The following is a 15529-nucleotide window of genomic DNA, read 5'->3' on the forward strand; positions in this document are numbered from 1 at the left end:
ATATATGCTTATCCGTGGATTTTACGTTGTAATTCCAGAACCATTTTATTGCATTGCTCATGTTCCCTATCTCTTACTTTTTCAACCTCGATACGAAGGTCTAAATTTCTGCTGTATTCACTGTACCCAACCCCATGTGATAACTGCATAGCTTTTTCCATTTCGCTCGTTACGTTTAAATCTAAAGTATTGATAGTGAACCATCCTTTCAAATTTGTGAATCATTTTGTTTCTTCGTCTATTCTATACCCTTTGCTTTCAACTTTAAACCCCAACTTAAAAACGACCTGGAAATCCAGGTCGTCTTTCGTTGCTTTATTCCTTTGCAGGTACGACTGCACCCTCATATTCCTCAAGAATGAAATCTTGAATTTCTTTGGAATGTAATACTTCCACAAGCGTCTTGATTTCTTCTTTGTCTTCGTCACCTTTATTAACAGCGATCACGTTCACATATGGTGATTCAGAATCTTCTATTGCAATGGAATCTTTAAGTGGATTCAAGCCAGCGTCGATTGCATAGTTAGAGTTGATTAGGACCGCATCTCCTTCGCCGCTTTCATAGATCTTCGGAAGTAATGCCGCTTCATAATCTGCATCGAATTTAATGTTCTTCTTATTCTCGACAATATCTTTTACTGTAGCTGTCGTTTTATCAATGCCTTCTTTAAGAGTAATCAGGCCATTCTTTTCTAAAAGTGATAAGGCACGTCCATGGTCTGCAACAGAGCTGCTTAAAATGATTGTTGCTCCTTCTGGAAGCTTATCAATGCTTTTATATTTTTGTGAATACAAAGCAATTGGTTCAATATGGATGCCGCCTGCATTAACAAAATCATATCCATTTTCCTTAATTTGAGATTCTAAATAAGGAATGTGCTGGAAGTAGTTCGCGTCCAGTTCTTTATTGTTCAAAGCCTTGTTTGGCAAGATATAGTCTTGGAATGTTTCCACTTCCAATTCAATGCCTTTTTCTTTAAGAAGAGGAATCGCTTTTTCAAGAATCTCTGCATGTGGTACATTCGATGCACCCACCACTAACTTCTTCGTATCATCGCCACTACCTGTATCTTTCTCTTTATCCGTTCCGCAAGCCGCCAATGCAATTGATAAAACTAGAACGAATGCAAACCCTAAAAACTTTTTCATCCTTTTCATCTCCCCTTATCTTTTATCCAATTTAGAAGTAATCACATCACCGATAATCTGTATGATGAAGACAATAATTAATATGACAATCGTCGCTACCAGGGTAACGTCGTTGTGATTCCGTTGATAACCGTCCAGATAGGCTAAGTTACCCAATCCACCAGCCCCGATGACACCTGCCATTGCCGTGTATCCAACCAATGCAATCGATGTTACCGTGATGCCTGATATAAGGGCCGGCATCGATTCTGGAAGGAGGACCTTATAAATGATGGTGCTGGTTTTGGCTCCCATTGATTTAGCCGCTTCAATCACGCCTTTATCAATCTCACGAAGGCCGATTTCGACCATCCGCGCATAAAACGGTGCTGCACCGATAATGAGTGCTGGTAATGCCGCATTCTCACCAATCATGCTACCGACAAGTAATTTGGTGAACGGAATTAATAATACAATCAAGATAAGGAATGGAATCGAACGGAAAATATTGACGAAAGCACTTAACACACCGTTAACGCCCCGATTTTCCCACATATTCCCCTTGCCTGTTAAAAACAGAAGCAACCCCAATAGTATCCCTATAAAAAAGGTCGCTACAACTGAAATACTTGTCATATACAGCGTTTCTTTCGTCGCTTCTATGATGTCTTCCCAATCTACATTCGGCAATAATTCTTCAAGCATGAGTAATCACCTCCACGCCTACCTGCTGTGCTTTTATGAATTCGATTGCGCGGAGCATTTCATCTTCACTGCCATCAAGGTGGATGAACAATGTTCCATATGAGCCGCTTCTCGTTTGTGATATCTTCCCCTGGACAATGTTCACATCCAACTCAAAATTACGTACCAATTTTGTGATCAACGGGCTTTCTGCATGATCCCCCACGAATGTCAGTTGAATCACTTTTCCTGCTGGATACCGTTCAAACAAATGCTCCATCGTTTCTTTTGTCTCTTCTGGTTCCGTCACCTGCTGAACAAAACGCTTAGTCATCTGTTCTTTAGGGTTTCTGAATACTTCCAGGACAGCTCCCTGTTCGACTACCCGTCCACTTTCCATCACAGCCACTCGATTGCAAATCTTCCGAATGACATGCATCTCATGTGTAATCAAGACAATGGTTAAACCAAGGCGTTGATTTATATCCACAAGCAATTCCAGGATGGAATCGGTTGTCTGGGGATCTAGAGCGGACGTGGCCTCATCACACAAAAGCACTTTCGGGTTATTGGCAAGAGCCCTCGCTATTCCCACCCTTTGCTTTTGTCCACCACTTAGCTGCGATGGATACGCTTTTTCTCTTCCTTCCAATCCAACTAACTTAATGAGTTCATTGACGCGCTTGATGCGTTCTTGCTTGGAGATGCCCGCAATTTCCAAAGGAAAGGATATATTTTCTTGAACGGTCCTTGACCATAAGAGATTAAAATGCTGAAAAATCATGCTAATCTCTTGACGGGCTTTACGAAGCTTAGACCCTTTAATTGTTGAAACTTCATTTCCCGCAACGTTCACGGAGCCCTCAGTAGGCCGTTCCAACCCATTCAGCATACGTATGAGCGTACTCTTGCCAGCCCCACTGTATCCGATGACTCCGAAAATCTCACCTTTATTTATTTCTAAATTCACACTATTCACGGCATGAATCGTTTCGCTATTTCCTTTTCCTGTTCGAAAAAGTTTACTGACGTTTGACAATGTAATCATGTATGCTCACCTCTTTATCCAATTAAGCCTATGAATTTAGTCGATTTATTTTTATGGCCTCCTGATGAATCTATCCTCTATGATTCAAAGAAAATAGAAAAAGCCCTTCTGCATGAGCAGAAAGGCAGGGAAAAGCAGGCCTTCCTCTCATCTCCCAAAGCCTCTACGCTTTGTGTGAATTGGCACCTTTCCAAGGAAAATCCTTGTCGGTTGCCGGGTTTCAACGGGCACATCCCTCCACCTCTCTTGATAAGAGCTATATATGGACTATTCTTTTTTGTCTTAACATTCACTTTACTATGTCTGAAATTTTAACACAGATAAAAAAGGAGTGCAATGTAAAATCCTAGGGTGTACCTGTTTCTCCATTAAACTCTTTGAGAATTCACTGACACGATATTCGTCGCTTTTTCAATCGCTTGCTCTAGATCTTCAAGTAAATCGTCTACATTTTCAATACCGATTGAAAGGCGAACCTGGTCGGCACTGACACCGGCCTTGACCAGTCCTGCATCATTCAATTGCTGGTGAGTTGTACTTGCTGGGTGGATGATTAGGCTTTTAGCATCCCCGACATTGGCGACATGCGACCATAACTCAACCGAATTGATGAGTGTGGAACCTGCTTCACGTCCACCCTTAATTCCAAACGTCACCACAGATCCGGCTCCCTTAGGCAAGTATTTATCCGCTAGGGCTTTATCGGGATGATCATCGTTACCCGGATAAGAAACCCATGAGACTGCCGGATGATTCTCCAAGTATTGAATGACCGTCCTCGTATTCAACAGGTGTTCCTTCATCCTGACATGGAGCGTTTCCAGGCCAAGCGTGAACTGGAATGCACTTTGAGCACTTAACGTCGGTCCCAAATCCCGAAGCAATTGCACACGCGCTTTCGTGATAAAGGCAGCAGGCCCTACCGCTTCGGAATAGACAAGTCCATCGTAACTAGGGTCAGGTTCCGTAAAGCCTGGATAATTAGGCGAATTCCAATCGAATTTACCACCGTCGATGATGACTCCCCCTAATGTCGTACCATTACCCAATAGCCACTTTGTAGCTGAATGGATGACAATATCCGCCCCAAAGTCTATTGGTCGGCACAGATACGGCGTTGCGAAAGTGTTATCAATAATAAGAGGTATCCCTGCTTCGTGGGCTATTTCCGCCACTGCTTCGATATCAAGAACCCTTAAGCTTGGGTTGCCGATTGTTTCGGCAAATATGGCCTTCGTTCGTGGAGTGATTGCCCGTTTGAAATTTTCCGGATCATCAGGTGAGACGAATTTCACTTTGATTCCGTATTTAGGGAGTGTATTTTCAAATAAATTATAGGTCCCGCCGTACAGTGTTGAAGCAGAAACGATTTCATCCCCCATACCAGCGATATTAAGGATGGAAAGGGATATAGCGGCCATGCCGCTTGCAACTGCCAATCCACCGATTCCCCCTTCTAACAGGGCCATTCTTTCTTCAAAGACACTGACAGTGGGATTGTGAAGCCTCGTATAGATATAGCCATTCTCTTTTAATCCAAACAGATTCGCTGCATGATCTGTATCTTTGAACAAATAAGCATTACTTTGATAAATGGGCACGGCGCGGGCACCCGTTTCGTCGACTTTTAAACCGCCATGCACACTCAACGTCTCAAAGCGGTAATTTTTTTCTGTCATTATATTCTCCCCTTCTTCCATTGTTTTAGTAGGGATTAAAGCGATATTGCCTCTTCTCTTGTTATATGCAAGGAACCTTATAATATGAAGAAGTCGGAACTTCCCGCCACCGTCCATAGAAATTTCCCTATTGAACGATGTCGCCTGGATAAGCGCGTTTTGTAAATGGCAGACATTCCATCCTCGTGTATGATGCGTCTATAACGTATGTACTTCATACAAAATATAGCACTTTAGTAGCAGGTAGTCAATTAGTTATTAGAATATTCAATCATTAATACGAATGCTATTTCCCCCCCATGACTTCAACAAAAAAACCAATCCATGTAGGATCGGCTTTTAGCTTATCTCTTTCAGCAATCCATACAAATAAGGAACAGACTGAAAGGCATATATTTTTTTTGTCATCTTTCCTTTTTCAAAAAGCAAAAGACAGGGTACGCTCTCAATTTCATATCGTTCAGCCAATGTCTGGACATAATTCATGTTCATTTTTCCAGCCTTCATTTCCGGGAACAGCTCTAGTGTTATGGAAAGCATTCTTGAAGCCACCTGGCAGGTTCCACACAAAGGTGTGTATAGATATAAGCTAAAAGTGTTCCCTTGATCAACAGCTTGCTTAAAGTCTTCTTCTTTCCATTCCTCCATCAGTTACTCTTCCATCCTTTTACTTGTAAATTTAGTTTTCACTTTCATATTTGCAGTCAGTAGCACGGAAGCGATGTGATGTTCTGGGGTATCCTCGACTTCCTTGTACATCCTATCTATGTACAAATGCCTTGCTTCCGGCAGTTCCCGACGAAATTGTTTCCTTAGCTTTTCCCCTGACGCATCTGCGTCAAAAAGGATATAAACGTCCCGGCCTATCAATTCATCCACCATTTCATCCAACTTCGTTAAAGAAATGGTGCCATTGGTACATCTGATTTCCACTTCTTCGTCCAGAACGGATGCCACTTTGCGCTTGTCTGAAAGGCCTTCAACCATGATCACTTTATCGGGTACATCCCATTCCATCTCATCACCCCGTCTCCACTCAAATTGAAAAAGAGCAGGCTTAATTAAAGCCTCCCCCTCACCTTACTTACCCGTTTATCAGGCTATCATATTCGTTTGCACTCATCAGTTTTTCAACTTCACTGCTGTCTGATGGTTCAAGGACGATCATCCATGCTTTTTCAAACGGAGATTCATTAACGAATTCAGGATTGTCATTTAACTCTTCATTGATTTCAACGACCTTGCCGCTAATAGGAGCATAAAGTTCAGAAACCGTTTTAACGGATTCCACACTACCAAAGGGCTCGTTCGCTTTCAGTTCAGATCCGACCTCTGGAAGTTCAACAAAAACGATGTCCCCAAGTTCAGACTGGGCGAATGCAGTAATCCCTATGCGTACTGTACCCTCTTCCGTTTTGACCCATTCATGTTCTTTTGTATAACGAAGTTCTTTTGGCGTTGACATATTAATTCCCTCCATATTACAGCTTATATTTTATCTATTACATTATAAGGTACATTCTTTGTTATGATAAGGAATTATCCAAATGTTTTGTAAAGTCTTAGCTCCAGGTCTGATCAAATTGTTCTTCTTTGAAACCTACTGTCACTTTTGAACCGTCCGTCACAATTGGTCTTTTCAAAAGCATGCCATCCGTAGCCAATATATCGAGCATCTCTTTCTCTGAAGCTTCTTTCAGTTTGTCTTTTAAACCGAGCTCGCGATATTTTTGCCCGCTCGTATTGAAAAACTTCTTCAACTCTAGTCCACTACTTTTATATATTTGTTCAATTTCTGCCCGAGAAGGGGGATTTTCCACGAGATGAATCGCTTCATATTGCAACTCATGGCGATCCAGCCACTTCTTTGCATTACGGCATGTGCCGCATTTTGGGTACCAGTATAAAGTTAAGCCCATCGTTTCACCACCTTCCCTTAGAATACCCGTTTTTTTGGGGCAATACAACGATAGACTCTCTATTCGCATCCCCATGAAAAACCCACAAAATAAATCAAGGGAATACCCGATATGGGCATCCCCTTAATTAAGACTTTAAGAATTAAAGTGCATATTTTTCATTTTCGATTACTTTGACGGAAGCTTCACGTTTTTTCGCAATGACATTGATTGGATTATGTCTAGTCAACTTGCGAAGGGAAGAAAGCATGATGCGCAACGTATCGCCAGTTTCAACAGCAATCAACGTTTCTTTTGCATGCTGCTCGATTTCATTGAAAGCTTCTTGAACGAAGATTTCAGTGTAAAGCACTTTTTGTTGGTTCTTTTCTAGACCTGTAGTCGCGATTGCTTTTTCCGTACGTAGCACCACTGATTCAGCAGCATAGGCAAGAGATACGATATCAGCAATATTTGAAAGGATTTCTTGTTCTTGATCAAGTTTTTTACCGAATTTTTGTGCAGCAAGACCTGCAGCCAGGATGCCAATTTTCTTAGCATTTCTAACCAGCATTTTTTCTTGTGCCAACGGCTCATCGCCTGGCTCTTCCGGCATCATCATCATTAACTCTTCTTGTAAGCCTTGTGCTTTTTGAAGAAGAGGAAGTTCACCTTTAAGTGCCTTTTTCAGGAATGTGCCTGGAACGAGCAAGCGGTTGATCTCATTTGTCCCTTCAAAGATGCGGTTAATACGAGAATCACGGTACGCTTTCTCAATTTCATATTCTTGCATGAAGCCATACCCACCATGAAGCTGAACCCCTTCATCAGTTACATAATCCAACACTTCCGAAGCGAAGAATTTATTCAATGAACACTCGATTGCGTATTCAGCAACGGCTGCGGCCATCGATTTACCGTCTTTTACTTGCTCATCAGTCAGTTTGCTTTGTCTTTGGTCATAAAGGCCGACCGTACGATAAACAGAGCTTTCCGCGGCATAGATTTTAGAAGCCATCGTCGCTAATTTTTCTTTTGTTAGGTTGAAATCAGAAATTTTCGTTTTGAACTGCTGACGCTGATTTGTATAAGCAGCTGTAAGTTCAAGAGCACGTTTTGAACCGCCTACTGCACCGACACCCAATTTATAACGTCCGATGTTCAAGATATTGAAGGCAATGACATGGCCTTTACCCGCGACACCTAGAAGGTTCTCAACCGGAACGGCTACATCTTCAAGGATCAATGTACGTGTAGAAGAACTCTTAATGCCCATTTTCTTTTCTTCGGCACCTGTAGATACACCAGGATATTCACGTTCTACGATGAAAGCGGAAAACTGTTCGCCATCGATTTTTGCGTAAACACAGAATACATCTGCAAATCCTGCATTCGTGATCCATTGTTTTTCTCCATTTAAAATATAATGAGTGCCTTCTGCATTCAATTTTGCCGTTGCTTTCGCACCCAACGCATCAGATCCCGAGCTCGGTTCAGTTAAAGCATATGCCGCAATTTTTTCACCTGTTGCAAGTAGTGGAAGGTATTTTTGTTTTTGCTCTTCATTACCGAATAATACGATTGGTAAAGAGCCGATTCCTACGTGCGCACCGTGCGTAATTCCGAATCCGCCAGCAAGTGCCATTTTTTCCGTAATTAATGCAGAGCTGATTTTATCAAGGCCAAGACCGCTATATTCTTCTGGTACGTCAGCGCCTAGTAAGCCAATTTCCCCAGCATGCTTCAGCAATTTTACAGAACGGTCAAATTCATGGTTTTCTAAGTGTTCAACTTGCGGAAGGACCTCGTTCACTACGAAATCTTCAGAAGTTTTGGCAATCATTTTGTGCTCATCAGAATAATCCTCTGGTGTAAACACTTGATCATACGTAATATCTTCGACTAAAAATGCTCCACCTTTAATCAAGTTTTCTGTTGTTGGATTGGACATAAAAATTCCTCCTATATGGTAAGTTTCATTATCGTAAGTTTCATTGAAGGCCGGATACAGTGATTACACCTGCATCCGGATAAAAGGTTCTATGCTAATAATTCGAATACTCCGGCAGCACCCATACCGCCGCCGATACACATGGTGACGACTCCGAATTGTTGGTTTCTGCGTTTCATCTCATGAAGCAGGCTTAGGGTCAATTTGGCACCCGAACAGCCAAGTGGATGACCAAGGGCGATGGCCCCTCCATTGACGTTGACAATCTCTTCGTTCAAGCCAAGCTCCCGGATGATTTGAATGGATTGAGAAGCGAACGCCTCATTCAATTCAAACAAACCAATATCAGATAGCTCAAGCCCTGCAAGTTTTAATGCTTTAGGAATCGCAGCGATTGGGCCGATCCCCATGATTTCAGGCGGAACTCCCGCTACCGCAAAGGAACGGAACTTACCAATTGGCTTCATGCCTAAAGAGGAAGCTTTCTCTCCCTCCATCACCATGACGGCAGCAGCTCCATCACTTGTTTGCGATGAATTTCCTGCGGTAACGGATCCAGTTACAGAAAATGCCGGTCTTAGCTTTTTAAGGACTTCGACTGTCGTCCCCTCACGGACGCCTTCATCTTGAGTGAATTGAAATTTCTTTTCCTGCAGTTTCAAATCCGGACCTACAGAACGGAGAGTTACGTCTACCGGAACGATTTCATCAGAGAATTTCCCTTCTGCAATGGCCTTCGCCGCTCTTTGATGGCTGCGTACAGCAAATGCATCTTGGTCATCACGGGAAATCCCATATTTATTCGCTACAGCTTCGGCTGTGTGCCCCATACCCATGTAATACTCAGGCGCCGTTTCAGCAAGATGTGCGTTCGGACGGGTAACATGGCCCATCATAGGCACTAGACTCATAGATTCTGCGCCACCTGCGATGACCGTATCGCTTTGGCCGAGCATGATTCGTTCCGCTCCATATGCAATGCTTTGCAAACCACTCGAACAGTAACGATTGATGGTAATGGCCGGCACCGTGTATGGCAAGCCAGCCAATGCTCCGATATTCCTTGCCATATTCAGGCCTTGCTCTGCCTCTGGCATCGCACAGCCGATGATCAAATCATCGATATTGCCTTCATAATTTCCAGCACGCTTCAACGTTTCCTTTACAACAAGAGCCCCTAAATCATCTGGACGAACGTTAGCAAGAGAACCTTTTTTTGCTCTTCCTACCGGAGTCCTTGCTCCAGCTACTATTACTGCTTCTTTCATGAGGATCCCCCTTACTTCATTTTTAAGCTATCAACCTATTGAACTTTAGTTATTTGACTCTATCTTTGGACGATCAATTAGTTACGAAGTGGTTTTCCCTTAACAAGCATGTGTTGCATCCTTTGTTGTGATTTCGGTGTTGAAATCAATTTTAAGAATGCTTGTTTTTCTAGGTCCAGGATATATTGTTCATCTACTTCTGTACCGAATGGAAGTTTCCCACCAGCCAGGACATACGCAAGCTCTTTAGCGATGACTAGGTCATGCTCGGAGAGGAAGCCTGAAAGACGCATCGCTTCTGCCCCTAAAAGAAGTGCGGCATAACCGGTCTCACCAACCACAGGGATTTTCGTGCGGGTTGGTGCTGTGTAACCTTGGTCATACATCGAAATGACTGACTGCTTCGCATCATATAACTGATGGTCGGAATTCACACTGATTCGATCGGAAGCACCAAGGAAATTATTTTCCCGCGCCTCTTCGGCAGAAGTAGAAACCTTAGCCATGGCAACCGTTTCAAATACCCGATTCGCTACCTTCTGCAAATCAAAGTCGACGCCTTTTGGCATGCTCTTCAATGTTTTCACATAAAGTTCTTTGGTTCCGCCACCACCAGGTATTAAGCCAACGCCAGCTTCCACTAGACCCATATACGTTTCCGTAGTCGCCTGAATGCGTGCGGCAGGAAGGGAAACTTCTGCACCTCCGCCAAGCGTCATATTGAATGGCGCTACGACAACAGGGACCGCACTATATTTAATTTTCAACATCGCTTTTTGGAATTGGCTGATCACCATATCCAATTCGAATATATTGTCATCCTGGGCTTCCATCAACATCATGGCGATATTGGCACCTACACAGAAGTTTTTGCCTTGGTTTCCAATGACCAAGCCTTTATAATTTGCTTCAGCCTCATCAACAGCCGCATTGATCATCTGCATGATATCAAGACCAATTGCATTGTTCGGTGACGTGAACTCAAGAAGTACGACACCGTCGCCAATATCAATCAAACTTGCACCACTGTTTTTCTTGATTACGCCTTTTTGCTTCTTGATCGCTTTCAGGTTGATCACCTTTGGATTCTCAAGAAGTTCCTTATATTCACCATTGTGATAGTAGGAAACTACACCATTTTCTTCTTTATAGAATGAAGTGATGCCTTTTTCCAGCATTTCCTTCACCCATTGAGGAACAGTGACACCTTCTTGTTCTAAGCGTGCTACTGATTTTTCGACACCAATTGCGTCCCACGTTTCGAAAGGTCCTGTAGACCAACCGAAGCCCCATTTCATTGCCTGGTCAATTGCCACAATATCGTCAGCAATGTCTCCTAGCAGTTGTGCAGAATACACAAGGGCTGGATTCAACACATTCCAAAGCAGGAGGCCAGCACGGTCATCACTATAAACAAGCGCTTTCATTTTATTAGAAAGACCTTTTGCCTGTTTCGCCATTTCTATAGAAGGCGTTTTCAGTTTTTTCCGTGGTTCGTATTCAAGTGTTTCAGGGTTCAGCTCAAGGATTTCCTTGCCTTTTTTCAGGAAAAATCCTTGTCCGGATTTACTTCCAAGCCAACCGTTTTCAAGCATTTTATTCATGAAGTCAGGAATGCGGAAAACTTCCTTTTCCTCTCCTTCAACCTGGTCATATACGTTCTTCGCAACATGTGCAAAAGTATCAAGACCAACTACATCAAGCGTACGGAATGTTGCGCTCGTCGCCCTGCCAATCAATGGACCTGTTACAGAATCCACTTCACCCACGCTGTACCCGCCTTTTTGCATTTCACGAAGGGTAACTAGCAGCCCATACGTACCGATGCGGTTGGCGATGAAATTCGGTGTATCTTTGGCTTCGACCACTCCTTTACCAAGAACGTCTTCACCAAATTGCTTCATATATTCAAGCACTTCAGGAGCAGTGGCTTTCGTAGGAATGACTTCCAAAAGTTTCAAATAGCGTGGAGGGTTGAAAAAGTGAGTTCCCAAGAAATGCTTTTGGAAATCTTCAGAACGTCCCTCGGCCATCGCCTCAATTGATATACCTGATGTATTGGAAGAAATGATGCTGCCCGATTTACGGTATTTATCAACCTGAGCAAACACACTCTGCTTCACATCAAGTCTCTCCACGACCACTTCAATTACCCAATCTACTTCATTTAAACGGCTTATATCATCTTCCAGGTTCCCCGCTTCAATCAAGGCCAGATTGCCTTTTGCTGATAACGGAGCTGGTTTTTGTTTTAGAAGTTTAGTAATCGCAGTCTGACTAATGCGGTTACGTACTTGTTTATTTTCTAATGTAAGACCTTTTTTCTTCTCGTCCTCCGTGAGTTCACGAGGTACAATATCCAATAATAAAGTCGGAATGCCGATGTTAGCAAGGTGTGCAGCAATCCCTGATCCCATAACTCCTGACCCTAGAACAGCAGCCTTTCGTATTTGTCGAACCAAGTTCATATCCCCCTTACACAATGTATTGAATGAATGCTCATTCATTTTTGTCCCAAAAATTTTTTGAATATTTATTCTTATTACTAATATAGAATAAATTTGGAAATTCTGCAATGATTAAACAGGAAAAATTAAATATTTTTATCGTAAAACCCCTGGTTAGTTTTCACTCTTTAGAAGAAAATAACGAACAGGAGGTGACGTATACTCATGAAGCATAAAGATAATCCTTCCAAAGGAGCCGTAAGTGCCGCAAGCGTGAAAGGAAACGCGGGTCCTGGCGGTGAACGTAACAACGGAAAGAATAAGGTGAACAGCCAGAACAATCAATTTAAAAAATAGAGTCCAAAGTAGAGTAGCCGTCCCTTATCCGGGCCGGCTCTTACACCTGCTACCTTTTCCATATCCCCTTTAAAACGAAGGCAACATTGGCTGGCCTCTCCGCAAGGCGGCGCATGAAATATCCGTACCAATCCGTACCATATGGAACATACACCCTAACCTTATAACCCTCATCAGCTAATTCCAATTGCTTTTCATTCCGGATGCCGTATAACATTTGAAATTCGAACCGATCCGGGCTGATGCCATGTCTCTTGACGAGGTTTTTCGTGTAATCAATGATTTTATCATCATGGGTGGCGACCGCCGTATAGTTCCCATTTAGCAGATGCTTTTTAATGATTTTCTTGAAGTTTGCATCCACCTTCTCTTTTTCTGGGAAGGCGATGTCACTTGGCTCTTTATAAGCTCCTTTAACCAGTCGAAGATTCGGATGGAGGAAATTCAACTCGTCGAGATCTTTCTCCGTCCGATAAAGATATGCTTGTATAACCGTACCAAGATCATTATATTCAGCTTTTAGTTTTTTGAACACTTCTAATGTTGGCTGACAGCGCGGAAAATCTTCCATATCTAGCGTAACGAATACCCGGGCGGCTTTTGCTTCTTCTAAAATCCTTCTCATATTCTTCATGACAACATGTTCCGAGATATCCAAACCCATCGAAGTAAGTTTCAATGATAATTGGGAATCGAGACCATGCTCGGAAATGGCTCGAATCGCATCGATGCACTGGTTTGCCATCTCTTCTGCTTCCTGCTCATGATCTATGAATTCACCTAGATAGTCTATCGTCACAGATAACCCTTTCCGATTTAGTTCTGCAATGACCTTGGTCGCTTCATCCAAAGTTTCTCCGGCAACAAAGCGGGCTGCCCCAAAACGCAATCCATATCTCCGTGCAGCCTTAATTAATGGTTTATTCTTCGATAGGTAGAGAAAGAAGTTCCTCATTAGTTCCATCTGCGTTCCCTCCAAATCCCCGTTTGGAAAAATAGATGTTAGGGTTAGGCTCTTATATCCTTCATGTATATTCAGTCACTTGCTCTTCTCGAATATAAAATTAAAAACAGGGGAAATTAATCTCGTTCAGACCACAATGAAGGAGGTAAGATGATGGAACAACAAAACTCGATGAACAACCAGCAACAAACGACCGGTTTCATGAAACAGCCACCCGAAATGGTATCTGTAAAAGATAGTATGTACCTTACCGATATGCTTTCCTGGAACTTGATTGCGATTAAAAAAGCACACTTTTACGCGAAACAATGTAAAGATCCTCAAATCATAGACGCTTTAACCCGCTGTGGACAGATGCATCAACGTCATTACGACACCATCTTGTCCCACTTAAATCCAAACCAACAGCAAAACCAACAACAATTCCAGTAAAGGAGGTTTCTTGATGCCTAATCAAAACAAGGTCCAAAATCCCGAATCAACCATTGCCAAGACGCCAGAAATGAATGATCGCGATTTTACAAATGATATGTTGGCAACAGAGAAGTATTTCTGTAACTCTTATTCAGTTGCCCTCCATGAGATGAGTAACCAAGCTTTATTTCAAGATATTTTCTCGGTCTCTAAGGAAACCCAGGAAATGCAACGGGAACTTTATAACCTGATGTTCGAAAAAGGATGGTATGGCTTGGAAAAGGCACAAACTGATAGTTTAGGCCAGTCCTACCAGCAGTTCTCTGGATATAAAGATCAATTCCCATCCGGTTCAAAGCTTCAATAACTATAAAAAACGCCGGCCATGGTGAATGGCCGGCGTTTTTTATATATCCGTCGAAAACATGTACTTTTTATAATGATACCTTATGCTGAATATCAAGCCCATGGCCATCATATTCCCCATGAGCGAGCTTCCCCCGTAACTGATGAATGGAAGCGGAATTCCGGTGATCGGTAATACGCCGACCGTCATTCCGATATTTTGAAACACGTGAAACGTTAACATGCTGATGATGCCCACACAAATATATGTATAGAAATTATTCCGCGTTTCCATGCCGGTTTTTGTAATATGGTAAACCAATAAGAAGAACAAGGAGATAATGATACTGGAACCGATGAAGCCGAATTCTTCCCCGATGATACTAAAGATGAAATCCGAATGACTTTCCGGTAAATATACTTCCCTTGACCCTATGCCCTTACCTGTGGTCTGCCCCGAACCTATGGCCAGCAAGGATTTTGTCAAATGATACCCTTCCGAACTCGCATAGTTATAAGGATCCAGCCATGAATAAATACGGCCGAACTGATACGTTTTCACACCTATTTTCTCAAGCAATTCCGGATGCCAGAGGACGAAGTACATGATGGTGGAAACGGCAACGAGACCGGCTGTCACGATTGGAAGCAAGATTTTCCATGATATCCCCGAAATGAAGATCATTCCGATCATGATTGACATTAAAACAAGCGATGTACCTAAATCCGGCTGTTGCATGATCAACAGCAACGGAGCTCCCGTCACAAGCCCTATCTTAACAAGAAGCCAGAGATCGGTTTGGATGGTTTTCAACGTATTCTTGAGATGATGATTTGAAATGACATTCGCCAAGGCCAAAATGAGAAAAACCTTCATGAATTCCGAGGGCTGTATCGATCCCAGTGGCTTAATGATGAACCAACTTTTCGCACCATTACGTACGGGCGCAATGGAATCTGGCATGACAAGCAATAATAACAATAGCAATAATCCGAACCCATATGCATACCAAGATATCTTCTTCAACTGATCTGAATCCAGCGTGATGATTCCCAGAACAATCCCGACTCCAACCGCATACCAAAATATTTGTTTTATTAAGAAGTTTTCTTCGTATTGTCCAGTAGTCTGCGCACTGTATATGGCCAAACAACTACCAATACATAACAACAATAATATCGTGACCAAAGAAAAATCTATTCGCGATGAAAATTTATTTTGTTCTTCCATAATGAACTCTCCCTTAAAAAGGTTCCTGCTTCTTTAAATTACACTTACTCATTATACTTTAAACAAAGAAAATCACAACTATATCTAAGGATAGTTTGATGGCAAAAAGGCCACA

At 42.5% G+C, this 15529-nt stretch carries 17 protein-coding genes and 1 riboswitch; of the genes, 3 read left to right on the top strand and 14 right to left on the bottom strand.

Annotated features, from left to right (window positions below; translation table 11 throughout):
- Positions 1–8: 8 nt before the first annotated feature.
- From ACIQXR_RS20540 to ACIQXR_RS04415, 12 genes are all read right to left on the bottom strand, one after another.
- A complete protein-coding gene (locus ACIQXR_RS20540; RefSeq protein ID WP_483878323.1) occupies positions 9–161 on the bottom strand; it encodes a YuzK family famiily protein in 153 nt (50 codons plus the stop codon).
- A gap of 154 nt (positions 162–315) precedes the next feature.
- Positions 316–1149 (bottom strand): MetQ/NlpA family ABC transporter substrate-binding protein, encoded by an 834-nt coding sequence (locus ACIQXR_RS04365; RefSeq protein WP_402870949.1) that lies wholly within the window; start codon positions 1147–1149, stop codon positions 316–318.
- Between the two features lie 15 nt (positions 1150–1164).
- A complete protein-coding gene (locus ACIQXR_RS04370; RefSeq protein ID WP_402870946.1) occupies positions 1165–1833 on the bottom strand; it encodes a methionine ABC transporter permease in 669 nt (222 codons plus the stop codon).
- Positions 1826–2860 carry a methionine ABC transporter ATP-binding protein gene (locus tag ACIQXR_RS04375; RefSeq protein WP_402870943.1) on the bottom strand — a complete coding sequence of 345 codons (1035 nt, stop codon included), beginning with the start codon at positions 2858–2860 and terminating at the stop codon, positions 1826–1828. The genes ACIQXR_RS04370 and ACIQXR_RS04375 overlap by 8 nt, the downstream gene beginning before the upstream one ends.
- 144 nt (positions 2861–3004) lie before the next feature.
- A riboswitch (SAM riboswitch) is annotated at positions 3005–3116 on the bottom strand.
- Between the two features lie 112 nt (positions 3117–3228).
- Positions 3229–4539 carry an O-acetylhomoserine aminocarboxypropyltransferase/cysteine synthase family protein gene (locus tag ACIQXR_RS04380; protein ID WP_402870940.1) on the bottom strand — a complete coding sequence of 437 codons (1311 nt, stop codon included), beginning with the start codon at positions 4537–4539 and terminating at the stop codon, positions 3229–3231.
- A gap of 339 nt (positions 4540–4878) precedes the next feature.
- Positions 4879–5187, bottom strand: a complete 309-nt coding sequence (locus ACIQXR_RS04385; RefSeq protein WP_402870937.1) for a thioredoxin family protein — start codon at positions 5185–5187, stop codon at positions 4879–4881.
- A gap of 3 nt (positions 5188–5190) precedes the next feature.
- Positions 5191–5556 (bottom strand): toprim domain-containing protein, encoded by a 366-nt coding sequence (locus ACIQXR_RS04390; RefSeq protein ID WP_402870934.1) that lies wholly within the window; start codon positions 5554–5556, stop codon positions 5191–5193.
- A gap of 67 nt (positions 5557–5623) precedes the next feature.
- On the bottom strand, positions 5624–6004 hold the full coding sequence (gene gcvH / locus ACIQXR_RS04395) for a glycine cleavage system protein GcvH (RefSeq protein ID WP_402870932.1): 381 nt from the start codon (positions 6002–6004) through the stop codon (positions 5624–5626).
- A gap of 97 nt (positions 6005–6101) precedes the next feature.
- Positions 6102–6458: an arsenate reductase family protein gene (locus tag ACIQXR_RS04400; protein WP_402870929.1), complete on the bottom strand. Its 357-nt coding sequence runs from the start codon at positions 6456–6458 to the stop codon at positions 6102–6104.
- Positions 6459–6600: 142 nt separating this feature from the next.
- A complete protein-coding gene (locus ACIQXR_RS04405; protein WP_402870926.1) occupies positions 6601–8388 on the bottom strand; it encodes an acyl-CoA dehydrogenase family protein in 1788 nt (595 codons plus the stop codon).
- Between the two features lie 89 nt (positions 8389–8477).
- Positions 8478–9656, bottom strand: a complete 1179-nt coding sequence (locus ACIQXR_RS04410; protein WP_402870923.1) for an acetyl-CoA C-acetyltransferase — start codon at positions 9654–9656, stop codon at positions 8478–8480.
- 77 nt (positions 9657–9733) lie between these two features.
- Positions 9734–12118 (bottom strand): 3-hydroxyacyl-CoA dehydrogenase/enoyl-CoA hydratase family protein, encoded by a 2385-nt coding sequence (locus ACIQXR_RS04415; protein ID WP_402990025.1) that lies wholly within the window; start codon positions 12116–12118, stop codon positions 9734–9736.
- Positions 12119–12328: 210 nt separating this feature from the next.
- Here ACIQXR_RS04415 and ACIQXR_RS04420 point away from each other — a divergent pair, with 210 nt between their 5' ends.
- Complete coding sequence (locus ACIQXR_RS04420; RefSeq protein ID WP_402870919.1) at positions 12329–12460, top strand: YuzL family protein; 132 nt, start codon at positions 12329–12331, stop codon at positions 12458–12460.
- A 49-nt stretch (positions 12461–12509) separates the two neighbouring features.
- Here ACIQXR_RS04420 and ACIQXR_RS04425 read toward each other — a convergent pair whose 3' ends face one another.
- Positions 12510–13424: a proline dehydrogenase family protein gene (locus ACIQXR_RS04425; RefSeq protein WP_402870916.1), complete on the bottom strand. Its 915-nt coding sequence runs from the start codon at positions 13422–13424 to the stop codon at positions 12510–12512.
- A gap of 153 nt (positions 13425–13577) precedes the next feature.
- On the opposite strand from ACIQXR_RS04425, the gene ACIQXR_RS04430 reads away from it, so the two are divergent.
- A complete protein-coding gene (locus ACIQXR_RS04430) occupies positions 13578–13856 on the top strand; it encodes a hypothetical protein (protein WP_402870913.1) in 279 nt (92 codons plus the stop codon).
- Between the two features lie 13 nt (positions 13857–13869).
- Complete coding sequence (locus ACIQXR_RS04435; RefSeq protein WP_402870912.1) at positions 13870–14205, top strand: spore coat protein; 336 nt, start codon at positions 13870–13872, stop codon at positions 14203–14205.
- A 39-nt stretch (positions 14206–14244) separates the two neighbouring features.
- On the opposite strand, the gene rodA is transcribed toward ACIQXR_RS04435, so the two are convergent.
- Positions 14245–15414 carry a rod shape-determining protein RodA gene (gene rodA / locus ACIQXR_RS04440; protein ID WP_402870910.1) on the bottom strand — a complete coding sequence of 390 codons (1170 nt, stop codon included), beginning with the start codon at positions 15412–15414 and terminating at the stop codon, positions 14245–14247.
- Positions 15415–15529 lie beyond the last annotated feature (115 nt).

The sequence above is a fragment of the Peribacillus sp. NPDC097224 genome (genome assembly GCF_044761985.1).
Taxonomy (GTDB): domain Bacteria; phylum Bacillota; class Bacilli; order Bacillales; family DSM-1321; genus Peribacillus.

Excerpts from the sequence above, each read along its gene's own strand:
- rodA (WP_402870910.1), bottom strand. The coding sequence starts at position 15,414 with ATGGAAGAACAAAATAAATTTTCATCGCGAATAGATTTTTCTTTGGTC.
- ACIQXR_RS04420 (WP_402870919.1), top strand. The coding sequence starts at position 12,329 with ATGAAGCATAAAGATAATCCTTCCAAAGGAGCCGTAAGTGCCGCAAGC.
- ACIQXR_RS20540 (WP_483878323.1), bottom strand. The coding sequence starts at position 161 with ATGGAAAAAGCTATGCAGTTATCACATGGGGTTGGGTACAGTGAATAC.
- gcvH (WP_402870932.1), bottom strand. The coding sequence starts at position 6,004 with ATGTCAACGCCAAAAGAACTTCGTTATACAAAAGAACATGAATGGGTC.
- ACIQXR_RS04380 (WP_402870940.1), bottom strand. The coding sequence starts at position 4,539 with ATGACAGAAAAAAATTACCGCTTTGAGACGTTGAGTGTGCATGGCGGT.
- ACIQXR_RS04365 (WP_402870949.1), bottom strand. The coding sequence starts at position 1,149 with ATGAAAAAGTTTTTAGGGTTTGCATTCGTTCTAGTTTTATCAATTGCA.
- ACIQXR_RS04425 (WP_402870916.1), bottom strand. The coding sequence starts at position 13,424 with ATGGAACTAATGAGGAACTTCTTTCTCTACCTATCGAAGAATAAACCA.
- ACIQXR_RS04430 (WP_402870913.1), top strand. The coding sequence starts at position 13,578 with ATGGAACAACAAAACTCGATGAACAACCAGCAACAAACGACCGGTTTC.
- ACIQXR_RS04410 (WP_402870923.1), bottom strand. The coding sequence starts at position 9,656 with ATGAAAGAAGCAGTAATAGTAGCTGGAGCAAGGACTCCGGTAGGAAGA.
- ACIQXR_RS04370 (WP_402870946.1), bottom strand. The coding sequence starts at position 1,833 with ATGCTTGAAGAATTATTGCCGAATGTAGATTGGGAAGACATCATAGAA.
- ACIQXR_RS04405 (WP_402870926.1), bottom strand. The coding sequence starts at position 8,388 with ATGTCCAATCCAACAACAGAAAACTTGATTAAAGGTGGAGCATTTTTA.
- ACIQXR_RS04375 (WP_402870943.1), bottom strand. The coding sequence starts at position 2,860 with ATGATTACATTGTCAAACGTCAGTAAACTTTTTCGAACAGGAAAAGGA.
- ACIQXR_RS04400 (WP_402870929.1), bottom strand. The coding sequence starts at position 6,458 with ATGGGCTTAACTTTATACTGGTACCCAAAATGCGGCACATGCCGTAAT.
- ACIQXR_RS04385 (WP_402870937.1), bottom strand. The coding sequence starts at position 5,187 with ATGGAGGAATGGAAAGAAGAAGACTTTAAGCAAGCTGTTGATCAAGGG.
- ACIQXR_RS04390 (WP_402870934.1), bottom strand. The coding sequence starts at position 5,556 with ATGGAATGGGATGTACCCGATAAAGTGATCATGGTTGAAGGCCTTTCA.
- ACIQXR_RS04435 (WP_402870912.1), top strand. The coding sequence starts at position 13,870 with ATGCCTAATCAAAACAAGGTCCAAAATCCCGAATCAACCATTGCCAAG.